Source organism: Mesorhizobium sp. M0500, assembly GCF_040321165.1.
GTDB lineage: Bacteria > Pseudomonadota > Alphaproteobacteria > Rhizobiales > Rhizobiaceae > Mesorhizobium.
In genome coordinates this window covers 122,760-134,059 of sequence record NZ_JAMYRB010000016.1, presented here as the reverse complement: position 1 = coordinate 134,059, position 11,300 = coordinate 122,760, and the positions used below count along the sequence as shown (strand labels likewise).

Genomic DNA, 11,300 nt, shown 5'->3' with positions numbered 1-11,300 from the left:
CAGTTGCCTTCCGCACCGTTTCCACGCACCAATTCGACTGCCGAATTTCGTGCTCGCATAGGGCGCTGAACGGCGGTTTTCCACCTATCTCGGCCTTCGCCGCAGTTGAATCTAGGCGATATCCTCGCCGCTCAGGCGGCGCGGGCCTCGCGGATCGAACTTTCCAGAATGTCGAGCGCCTCGTTCATGACTCCGTCCTGAATGGTGATCGGCGCGAGGAAGCGGATGACGTTGCCGTAGACGCCGCAGGTGAGCAGGATCAGGCCCTTGTCGAGCGCCTTCAGCCGGACCGCATTGGCGAGTTCCGGCGACGGCAGCCCCTTCGTCACATCGTTGAACTCGACCGCGTTCATGAAGCCGGGGCCTCTGATATCGACGATTTCCGGCGCTTCGTCGCGGATCGCTTGCAGGCGCTGCTTCAGACGGTTGCCCAGCGTGTTGGCCCGGTCGCAGAGCTTCTCCTCGTCGATGACGTCGAGCACGGCATGCGCCGCGGCGACGCCGATCGGGCTGCCGCCATAGGTGCCGCCGAGTCCGCCGGGGTTCGGCGCATCCATGATCTCGGCACGCCCGGTCACCGCCGCCAAGGGGAAGCCGCCGGCCAGGCTCTTGGCCATGGTGGTGATGTCGGCCGCCACCTCGTGGTGGTCCATGGCAAACATCTTGCCGGTGCGGGCAAAGCCGGTCTGTACCTCGTCGGCGATCAGCAGCATGCCGTGCTGATCGCAGATCTTGCGCAATGCGGTCATGAAATCGCGCGGCGCCTCGTAGAAGCCGCCCTCGCCCTGCACCGGCTCGACGATGATCGCGGCGACGCGGGCCGGATCGACATCGGCCTTGAACAGCCGGTCGAGCGCAGCCAGCGAATCGGCGACCGACACGCCGTGCAGCGCAACCGGGAACGGCGCATGGAAGACATCCGCCGGCATGGCGCCGAAGCCGACCTTATAGGGCACGACCTTGCCGGTCAGCGCCATGCCCATGAAGGTGCGGCCGTGAAAGCCGCCGGAAAAAGCGATGACCGCCGGCCGGCCGGTGGCGTTGCGCGCAATCTTGATCGCGTTCTCGACCGCCTCGGCGCCGGTGGTGACAAAAATCGTCTTCTTGTCGAACTTGCCGGGCAGCATGCCATTCAGCCGTTCGGCCAGCCTGATATAGCTCTCATAGGGCACGACCTGATAGCAAGTGTGGGTGAAGCGGTCGAGCTGCGCCTTGACCGCTTCGATCACCCTGGGGTGACGGTGCCCGGTGTTGACGACGGCGATGCCGGACGAGAAATCGATGTAGCGGCGGCCTTCCACATCCCAGATCTCCGAGTTTTCGGCGCGATCGGCATAGATCTGAGTGGTCATGCCGACGCCGCGCGAAATCGACTGGCTCTTGCGTTCGGAAATGGCTGAATTTGTCATCGTACCCTCACCGGGCCGGCGCCCGCTCTCGTTTGATGGCTGTTGAGACTCTTCTGGGCTTATTTCAGGTTTTCCTCAAGTTGGCACTGGCGGCGGGCGATTGGGCCTGCGGTCCGGCAGCTACGCGATGATGGCCGGCACTATCGCCGGCGCAGCGATCATGCTGCTGTTCCTGCCGGCGCGCTATTCGGCGTGGTTCAGGTCAAGGAGCCGAAAGAGGCGGAGGGCGAGGCGGGAGATAGCAGTGCCATTGTGGAGGGTAGCGGGGCCTAAGGCGGAAGTTGAGTTCCTTCGCGCCCCCCTCTGTCCTGCCGGACATCTCCCCCTCAAGGGGGGAGATTGGCAGTTTCAGTTGCCTCGCCAGCCTTCCGGCGTTTGTCATTGGCGAAAGCGGTAGAGCGAATGATCTCCCCCCTTGAGGGGGAGATGTCCGGCAGGACAGAGGGGGGCGCGACAGAGCGCGACCTGGAATGTTAAACTACGTCCGCACAAACCCCTCGCTGGCCCTCAGCAAATTGCGCGTATAGTCCTTGGTGACACGGCGTTCGACAAGATCGTCCGCGGTCAGATTCTCCATTGCCTCGCCGTTCTGCATCACCATCAGCCGTTCGCACATGTGGGTGATGATGGCTAGGTCGTGGCTGACCATCAGGAAGGTCAGCTTGCGGCGGCGCCTGATCTCTTCCAGCAGGTTCAGCACCTCCGCCTGCACCGAAGCGTCGAGCGCCGAGGTCGGCTCGTCGAGCAGCAGGATCGACGGTTCCAGAATCAGGGCGCGGGCGATCGCCACGCGCTGGCGCTGACCGCCGGACAATTGATGCGAATAGCGAAAACGGAACCCGGTGCCGAGGCCGACCTCGTCGAGTGCCCGCTGGATGCGCTTTTCGCCGTCGGCGAAGCCGTGAATGGCGAGCGGCTCCTGAAGCAGGCGGTCGACGGTCTGGCGCGGGTGCAGCGAACCGTACGGGTCCTGGAAGACCATCTGCACCTCGCGGTAGAACGCCTTGTCGCGACGCGCGCCGAGCATTTTGCCGTTGACCGCGATGGTGCCTGATGCGGCCGGCGCCAGGCCGGCGATTGCCCTGAGCAACGTCGACTTGCCGGAGCCGGACTCGCCGACCAGGCCGAAGGATTCACCGGATTCGACCTCGAGGCTGACGCCTTTCAACGCGCGGAAGCGGTCGAAGACCACCTCCAGCCTGTCGACGGAAAGGGCTGCCGTCATGCTGCCCACTCCGGCTTGCGGTCGAGCACCGGCAGCGGGTGACGGTCGGCGCCGATCTTGGGCATGCAGTTGAGCAGGCCGCGCGTATAGGGATGCTGGGCGCGGCCGAGCTCCGAGGCTTTGAGCTGTTCGACCACCTTGCCGGCATACATGACGATCACACGATCACAGAAGGACGAGACCAGGCGCAGATCGTGCGAGATGAAGATCAGCCCCATGCCGCGCTCGCTGACCAGCCGGTCGAGGATGCCGAGCACGTCGAGCTGGACAGTGACGTCGAGTGCCGAGGTCGGCTCGTCGGCGATCATCATTTCCGGCCCGGCGATCAGCATCATGGCGATCATGGCGCGCTGGCCCATGCCGCCGGAAACCTCGTGCGGATGCAGGTCGAAGACACGGGCCGGATCGCGGATCTGCACAGCCTCCAGCATGGCCAGCGCGCGGTCGCGGGCTTCGGCCTTGGAGACCTTCTCATGCGTGCGCAGCGTCTCGACGATCTGGCGGCCGATGCTCATCACCGGGTCGAGCGAATATTTCGGATCCTGCAGGATCATGGCGATACGCTTGCCGCGCAGCGCGCGGCGCTCGCGCGGCGGGGCGGCCAGCAGGTCGATGCCGTCAAAAGCGAGCGTCTTCGCGGTCACCTCGGCCTGCGGCGGGGTGACGCCCATGATGGCGCGGCCGGTCTGCGACTTGCCCGAACCGCTCTCGCCAACAATGCCGAGCCGCTCGCGGCCGAGCGAGAAGGAGACGCCGCGCACCGCCTCGATCAGGCCGGTGCGCGTCGGGAAGGTAACGCGCAGGTCGTTGACTTCGAGAAGCGTGCTCATTGGTCGCCACTCATTGGTCGCCACTTCGGGGATCGAGCGCGTCGCGCAGTCCGTCGCCGAGCAGGTTGAAGCCGAGGCTGACGATGAGGATGGCAAAGCCCGGAGCACCCGCCACCCACCACTGGTCGAGCACGAAGCGGCGGCCCGACGCGATCATCGCGCCCCATTCGGGCAGCGGCGGCTGCGCGCCGAGGCCGAGGAAGCCGAGGCCGGCCGCGGTCAGGATGATGCCGGCCATGTCGAGCGTCACCCTGATGATCAGCGAGGAGATGCACAGCGGCATGATGTGGCGAAGCACGATGCGAAACGGCGAGGCGCCCATCAATTGCACCGCCTTGATATAATCGGAATTGCGCACCGTCAGCGTTTCGGCGCGGGCAATGCGGGCATAGGGCGGCCACGAGGTGATGGCGATGGCAAGCACGGCATTTTCGATGCCGGGGCCGAGCGCCGCGACAAAGGCCAGCGCCAGGATCAGCTTCGGAAAGGCGAGAAAGATGTCGGTGATGCGCATCAGGATCGCATCGGTCCAGCCGCCGGCGTAACCGGCGACGGTGCCGACCAGCAAGCCGATGGGCGCGGCGATAATGGCAACCAGAATGACGACGTACAGTGTCCAGCGCGAGCCGAAGATGATGCGCGAATAGATATCGCGGCCGAGATCGTCGGTGCCGAACCAGTGCGCCGCACTCGGCGCCAGAAGCCGCGAGCCCTTGAGGTCGCCGAATGTCGGCGAATAGGGCGCCAGCACATCGGCGAAGGCTGCGACCAACAACAAGGCGATGATGATGAGCAGGCCGAGAAACGCCAGCCGGTTGGCCGAAAAGCGCCGCCACGCCACATAGGCGCGGCCGAGCCTCGCCTGCACGCGCGACGCCGGCCGTTCGCTGAGCAGCCAGTCGCGGCGGCTTTGAATCGCTTCCGTGCTCATCCTGTCTTGGTCCTCATCCTGCCTTGGTCCTTGGATCGAGCAGCCGGTAGAGCAGGTCGGAGAATAGATTGATGGCGATGAAGACCGAGCCGATGATGATCGTGCCGCCAAGCACGGCATTCATGTCGGCGTTCTGCAGCGAGTTGGTGATATAGAGGCCGATGCCCGGCCACGAAAACACTGTCTCGGTCAGCACCGAGCCTTCGAGCAGCCCGGCATAGGACAGAGCGATCACCGTGACCATCGGCACCGCGGCGTTGCGCAGCGCGTGACCCCAGATGATGCGCGTTTCCGACAGGCCCTTGGCGCGCGCTGCGACGATGTATTCCTGGGTGAGTTCGTTCAGCATGAACGAGCGCGTCATGCGGCTGATGTAGGCGAGCGAGAAATAGCCGAGTAGCGAGGCCGGCAGGATGATGTGGCGGAAGGCATCGGCAAATACGTCCCACTGCCGCTGCCAGAGCGCATCCAGCAGGTAAAAGCCGGTAATCGGCGTGAAGGTGTATTCGTAGACGACGTCGAGCCGGCCGGGGAAGGCGACCCATTGCAGCTTGGCGTAGAACAGCACCAGCGCCAGCAGCCCCAGCCAGAAGATCGGCACGGAATAGCCGACAAGGCCGATGATGCGCACGATCTGGTCGATGACGCTGCCGCGCCGCACGGCGGCTAGCACGCCAAGCGGCACGCCGATCACCGAACCGATCAATGTTCCCAACGTCGCCAGTTCGAGCGTCGCCGGAAAGGCGCGGCGGATATCGGTCATCACCGGATTGGTGGTCAGCACCGAGGTGCCGAAATCACCGTTCAGGGCATGTTTGACATAGATGTAGAACTGCTCGACCAGCGGCAGGTCGAGGCCCATCTCGCGGCGCGTTCGTTCGACGACGTTGGCCGGCGCCCGGTCGCCGAGCACCGCCAACACCGGGTCGATCGGGATCACGCGGCCGATGAAGAAGGTCACCGCGAGCAGACCGAGATAGGTCGTTATCGCGATGACCAGGAACCGGGCGATAGATGAGGCCACGGCAACGGCGCGGGCGCCGCCGCGCCCTGCCGTCACCTCGCTTTCAGCCACACTCATACGGCGCGTCCGCCGGCGTCACTCCCCGGCATCACTCTTTCGAGACGGGGCCGACGAAGTTGGTGTCGAAGCTCGGGCCGAGCGCAAAACCCTTGAGGTTCTTGCGCAGGCCGGCCACTTCCAGCTGCTGGTGGATGATGACGAAGGGGCTGGTATCGAGGATCTTCTTCTCGAGATCCTGGTACATTGCGGCGCGCTTGGCCGCGTCCTTCTCGAGCAGGGCGGCTTCGGTCTGCTTGGTCAAGTCCGGGATGTCCCAGGCGTTGCGCCAGGCCAGCGTCTTGGTCTTGCCTTCATCCGAATTGTCGGGGTTGCTGGCGAAGGTCTGGGCGTTGGAGTTCGGATCGAAATAATCCTGGCCCCACTGGCCGATATAGATGTCGTGGTTGCGGGCGCGGTATTTGGTCAGCGTCTGCTTGCCGTCGCCGGGGATGATCTCCAGCTTGATGCCGGCCTGTCCCAGCGTCTGCTGGATCGATTCCGCCATGCCCGTCGTCGGCTGCCCGGTACGCACGTCCATGGTGACGCTGAAGCCGTCGGCGAGGCCGGCCTTGGCGAGCAGTTCCTTGGCCTTGGCGACGTCGAACTTGAACGGGTTCTCGTCCAGTTCGCCGAGCACGCCCTTGGGCAGGAAGGTCTGGTGGATCTCGCCGATGCCCTTGAGGATGGTCGTGCTCAAGGCGTCGTAGTCGACCAGATATTTGAAAGCCTGGCGAACCTCGGGCTTGGCGAGGTTCGGGTTCTTCTGGTTGAGGCTGATGTAATAGACCGTGCCCTTCGGCGCGCTGGTGGTGGTGAGGTCGGCATTCTTGGCGATGGCATCGAGGTCGTTCGGCTCGAGATTGCGGGCGACGTCGATATCGCCGGCTTCGAGCGCCAGGCGCTGGCCCGAGCTTTCCTTCATGTTGCGATAGATAACGCGGGCAAGCTTGGCTTTTTCGCCGTAGTAATTGTCGTTGCGCTCAAGGACGACGGCCTCGTTGGCCCGCCATTCGCGCATTTTGAAGGCACCGGAGCCGGCATAGCCGGTCTTCAGCCAGGCGTTGCCGAAATCATTGTCCCATTTGTAGTCGGCGCTCGGGGTGACCGCAGCGACATGCTCCTTGACCAGCTTGGCGTCGACGACCGAAGCGACGGTCGCCGAAAGGCAGTTCAAGACGAAGCTCGGCGCATAGGCCTTGTCGACGGTGAACTGGAACGTCGTGTCATCAACGGCCTTGGCCTTCTCGGTGACGTTGCCGCCATCGATACCGAACTGGCCGATAATAAAGGCCGGGCTCTTGTCGAGCTTGATGGCGCGCTCGAACGAATAGGCGACGTCGGCCGCCGTGATCGGATTGCCGGAGGCGAATTTGAGGCCGGGCTTGAGCTTGAATGTGTAGGTCAGGCCGTCGTCGGAGACGCTCCAGCTTTCGGCGAGATCGCCCTTGACCTTGGATGTGTCGCTGAGGTCGAGGCGTACCAGAAGATCATAGGTGTTGCCGGTGACCTCTGCGGTCGACAATTCGAATGCTTCGCCCGGATCCATGGTGATGATGTCGTCGATGGCGAAACCCTCGACCAGCGTGTCGGCGGGCGTGACCGCGAAGGCAGGCGCAACGGCCAGAAGCAGCGCGGACATGGCCGCGCCCGCGAGCAAGAAGCGGGAGCGTAGAGCAAACTTTTCCATCATCATTTTAACTGTTCCCTGTTTTTGTTGACCTGAGTTCCCGGCTCAGGGTTGTGGCATTTCTTGCCGCGTCGAACGGTGATCCCCGGACCGTTGTCTTGGCAATTTTTTGTGCGGTTCCGGTTCACCATATCCGGCGGTTTCGAGCGCGGCAACGAGCATTTGCAGAACGGTCGATTGGGCCAGACCGGCGGTGCGAAAATCCGGCTATTTCAGCGCGGTAACCAGGTCGGCGTCGGGAAAGCAGGTAGCGGAACGGCCGTTGCTGGCCTGCCATTTGCCGATCGAGCGGCGCGTCTTGAAGCCAGGCAGGCCGTCGGCGCTGCCGACATCGTAGCCCTTAGCTTCCAGCGCCCGCTGCAGGGCGGCGATGTCGGAGCGGTAGAGCCCGCCGACCGCGCCCCAATTGCCCGAGAAATTGCTGTCGCCATGGGCGATGCGATCGGCGCCATGGCCGATGAACAGGGCATAGAGATCGCTGGTGTTATACTGCTTCAGCACATAGAAATTGGGGGTGACGATGAAGGCCGGGCCGCTACGCCCGGCCGGCATCAAAAGAAAGCCCTCGGCTTTCAGTTCGCTCGCCGGGAACGGTTTACCCGACACACGCCTGATGCCCATATCAGCCCACTGGGAAATCTTCTTGCCCTGGTCCGGACCTTCGAGCGAGCACGAGACGCTGTCCGGCACAGTCACCTCGAAGCCCCAGCCGCGGCCCCTGACCCAGCCATAATGGACGAGATAATTGGCGATCGATGCCAGTATATCGGGCGTCGAATTCCAGATGTCGGTGCGGCCGTCGCCGTCGAAATCGACGGCATGCTTGAGGAACGATGTCGGCATGAACTGCGGCTGGCCAAGCGCGCCTGCCCAAGACGATTTCATCGCGCCGACCGGGGCAAGCCCGCGCTCGACGATCGCGAGCGCAGCCAAGAGCTCGGTGCGGAAGAATTCCTTCTTGGTCGACATGAACGCCTTGGTGCCCAGCACCTCGAAGGCGTCATAAGGCATCTTCGCCGCGCCGAAGCCGCTCTCGCGGCCCCAGATCGCCAGCAGCACTTCGCCAGGCGCGCCGTAGCGTTTCTCGATCGCGGCAAGAGTCCTAGCGTTGGTCGCCTCGCGGGTGCGGCCGCCGGCGGTCACCGTTCGGATTATCTTTTCAGCGAAATAGGCGCCCGGCGAACCGAACTCGGCCTGATGCTGCTTCTGCGGCGTCGTCGCCTTCTCGCCCGGCTTCACCAGGTCGGGCAGCTTCAGGTTCGGCTTGACGCCTTCGAAGGCGGCATCGAAGGTTTTCCTGGAGATGCCTTTGGCCTTGGCTTCGGGCCAGAGGTCGTTGCCAAGCCAGGCGCGGAACTGGTCGTCGATCTTTGCCGCCGAGGCGGGGGTGGCGAGGAGGAAGGCAAAGAGGACTGCAAGAAAGATCGCCAATCCACAAAGCCGACGTTCTGTCGCGCCCCCCTCTGTCCTGCCGGACATCTCCCCCTCCAGGGGGGAGATTGGCTGTCGCGTCTGTTTTCGCCAATCTTCAACGTCGCAAGCTTGGCGGGGATGTCGAGGCTGCCGATCTCCCCCCTGGAGGGGGAGATGTCCGGCAGGACAGAGGGGGGCGCGACGGAACGCAATCATCTCGGAAGCACTCTCCCCGCAACTCGCCTCAAAACACCGTCCGCGAGCGCAGTGCGGCGGCCAGCGTGCCTTCGTCGAGATAATCGAGTTCGCCGCCGACCGGAACACCGTGCGCCAGGCGCGTCACCTTGATGTCGAAGCCGGAAAGCTGGTCGGTGAGGTAGTGCGCGGTGGTTTGGCCCTCGACCGTGGCGTTGACGGCGAGGATCACTTCCTTGACTTCGCCGCCGGCGACGCGATCGACCAGCGAACGGATGTTTAGCTCATCAGGACCAATGCCGTCGAGCGGCGACAGCGTACCGCCGAGCACATGGTAGCGCACGTTCATGGCTGTCGCCCGCTCCAGCGCCCAAAGGTCGGCCACGTCCTCGACGACGATGAGCGTAGTGGGGTCGCGGCGGGGGTCGGTGCAGATCATGCATGGATCCGAGGTATCGACATTGCCGCAGGTCGAGCAGATGCGCACCTTGTCGACCGCCTCGCCCATGGCGGCGGCGAGCGGCGCCAGCAGCTGTTCCTTCTTCTTGATGAGGTGGAGCGCGGCGCGGCGTGCCGAACGCGGACCGAGCCCCGGCACCTTGGCCAGCAGCTGGATCAGGCGTTCGATCTCGGGACCGGCGATTCGCTTCGACATCGCACCGGTTTAGGATTTTTCCGCACGCTTTGGAACTCTGCTGAGGCGGGCGACCGGGCAATCGCTTCAGGCTTGAATTCGCCCGTCACCCTTTTCCGGGCGTTGGCGCTGCCCCTCACCCGCCTGCCGGCGACCTCTCCCCGTATAGTGACGGGGAGAGGAACGCTCTTATCGACGGTTTCGCCAATCATCATCGTTGCAGAATGTACGCCAGGATTGCGGCCGTCCCCCTTCTCCCCGTCACTATACGGGGAGAAGTGCCCGGCAGGGCGATGAGGGGCGGCGCCGACTCCACGTATTTGTCTGTCCGAAGCGACTGCAAGCCACTAGGGCCGTCAGTTTTCTTCCAGTGGCCGGGTCTGGCCGGCGATCATCGCGCCGATGGCGTCGGTGTTCTCGGGCGTCGCCTCGAACGACATTGTCGGCTCTGCCGGCGCGGCCTGGAAGGAGGTGACAGGCCGCTCGCTCACGGTTCCGCCAAAACGGGCCGCATCCGGCTCCTGCATTGGTTCCTGCAGCGCCACAAGCATCGGCTTCTCCGGTGTCGCCCTCGCCGCGGTTGCCATCCCGGCAGTCACCCTTGTCTGCTTTGCCGGCAGCGATGCCGCGGCGGTCACATAGGTCGCTTTGGCGAATGTCGGCTTGGCGCTGCGTGCCGGCTCCGCCGAGGCGACAAGTATGGCCGGAGCGGCAGGCGCTTGCGGCTTGGCCTGGGCCATGGCGACCACCGGTTCGTCCGGCAGCGGCTGCCAGTTGCGGCCGCGCTTTTCATAGAAGGCATTGCCGCCGGCGACCATGGTGTAGTGCATGTTCTTGTAGGGGAAGCGCAGGCCGGCGGTGTGGAAGAACATGGTGTTCTTCAGCTTGGCTTTGCGCTCGCCCTTGAGCACCGCCTCGGCGGCTTCCTCGACGTCGGGCATCGCCTTCGAATTCATCGGCCGTGTCATGACGCCCGGCGCGAACTGCCCGCGCTCGCCGACGACCTGGCAGATGGTGTTGCCGTGATTGCCGGACCGCAGCCGGTTCATCACCACCGTGCCGACCGCAATCATGCCGTCACGGCTCGACCGGTTGGACTCGAAGAACATTGCCCGCTCCAGGCACTCCTTTTCCTTCGGCGTGGAATTGTAGGAGCGCGAGCTCAGGAAACTCGGCGTAATAGCATCGGTCAGGCTGGACATGCCGTGCGAGGCGGTCTGACTGCAAGCGGCCAAAAACAGCGGCGAGATAACGACGCCGAGCCGCAACGGCGTCTTCCATCGGGTAGAGATCAACAGGTGTCCCCTCAATTCTGCTGCCAGCCCGCCTCTGGTTGCGGCAAGAATGAGACACTTTCAGGCAAAAAGATGGCTAAAGCGTTATTAAGTGTGGGGAGTTGCCTAATAGACACAGCTGGCGGTAGAGCGAGCACTGGGCCGCTGCACTCTTCGGCCACTGTAACGGCATACCGATTGACTAGCGCGTCGCGTTCGACCGGCCTCATGCGACGCGCTTTAGGTTCTTGTTTTGATGCATGTCGTTATCGCAAAACCGCTGCACACTTTTGCGCGACATGCACTAGCCTTAGAACGGCAGTTTCATTCCCGGCGGGATCGGTAGGCCCGCGGTCAGCGCCCTGGTCTTCTCCTGCATGATCTGCTCGACCTTGGTCCTGGCGTCGTTGTGGGCAGCGAGAAGCAGGTCCTCGAGAATCTCGACCTCGTCTTCCTTGAACAGCGACGGGTCGATCTTCAGCGACTTCATCTCGAATTTGCCGGTCAGCGTGACGCTGACCAGGCCGCCGCCGGCCTGCCCGGTGGCTTCCAGCGTGGCGATCTCATCCTGCATGGCCTGGAACTTGGCCTGCATTTCCTTTGCCTTGCCCATCATGCCGAGAAGGTCTTTCATCGCAC

10 protein-coding genes are annotated in these 11,300 nt (G+C 63.7%); all 10 read right to left on the bottom strand.

The genetic code is table 11. The features are described 5' to 3' along the window. Positions 1 to 131: 131 nt before the first annotated feature. Positions 132 to 1,409 (bottom strand): 4-aminobutyrate--2-oxoglutarate transaminase, encoded by a 1,278-nt coding sequence (locus NKI70_RS24280; RefSeq protein ID WP_352448587.1) that lies wholly within the window; start codon positions 1,407 to 1,409, stop codon positions 132 to 134. 478 nt (positions 1,410 to 1,887) lie between these two features. Next, entirely contained in the window at positions 1,888 to 2,634 is a 747-nt protein-coding gene (locus NKI70_RS24275; RefSeq protein ID WP_352698166.1) for an ABC transporter ATP-binding protein, read from the bottom strand. Continuing rightward, positions 2,631 to 3,464: an ABC transporter ATP-binding protein gene (locus tag NKI70_RS24270; RefSeq protein ID WP_352698168.1), complete on the bottom strand. Its 834-nt coding sequence runs from the start codon at positions 3,462 to 3,464 to the stop codon at positions 2,631 to 2,633. Before NKI70_RS24270 ends, NKI70_RS24275 begins: the two co-directional genes overlap by 4 nt. A 10-nt stretch (positions 3,465 to 3,474) precedes the next feature. After that, the gene (gene nikC, locus NKI70_RS24265) at positions 3,475 to 4,395 is read right to left on the bottom strand and encodes a nickel transporter permease (RefSeq protein WP_352724971.1); all 921 of its coding nucleotides are present in this window, start codon (positions 4,393 to 4,395) and stop codon (positions 3,475 to 3,477) included. Positions 4,396 to 4,408: 13 nt separating this feature from the next. Beyond that, positions 4,409 to 5,476: an ABC transporter permease gene (locus NKI70_RS24260; RefSeq protein ID WP_023676874.1), complete on the bottom strand. Its 1,068-nt coding sequence runs from the start codon at positions 5,474 to 5,476 to the stop codon at positions 4,409 to 4,411. 31 nt (positions 5,477 to 5,507) lie between these two features. Further along, the gene (locus NKI70_RS24255) at positions 5,508 to 7,151 is read right to left on the bottom strand and encodes an ABC transporter substrate-binding protein (protein WP_352570314.1); all 1,644 of its coding nucleotides are present in this window, start codon (positions 7,149 to 7,151) and stop codon (positions 5,508 to 5,510) included. 201 nt (positions 7,152 to 7,352) lie between these two features. Beyond that, a complete protein-coding gene (locus NKI70_RS24250; protein ID WP_352570312.1) occupies positions 7,353 to 8,624 on the bottom strand; it encodes a lytic murein transglycosylase in 1,272 nt (423 codons plus the stop codon). A gap of 178 nt (positions 8,625 to 8,802) precedes the next feature. Then, on the bottom strand, positions 8,803 to 9,408 hold the full coding sequence (recR, locus tag NKI70_RS24245; RefSeq protein ID WP_352448580.1) for a recombination mediator RecR: 606 nt from the start codon (positions 9,406 to 9,408) through the stop codon (positions 8,803 to 8,805). A gap of 335 nt (positions 9,409 to 9,743) precedes the next feature. Then, positions 9,744 to 10,682, bottom strand: a complete 939-nt coding sequence (locus NKI70_RS24240; protein WP_352724970.1) for a cell wall hydrolase — start codon at positions 10,680 to 10,682, stop codon at positions 9,744 to 9,746. A 289-nt stretch (positions 10,683 to 10,971) separates the two neighbouring features. After that, positions 10,972 to 11,295: a YbaB/EbfC family nucleoid-associated protein gene (locus NKI70_RS24235; RefSeq protein ID WP_023676870.1), complete on the bottom strand. Its 324-nt coding sequence runs from the start codon at positions 11,293 to 11,295 to the stop codon at positions 10,972 to 10,974. Positions 11,296 to 11,300 lie beyond the last annotated feature (5 nt).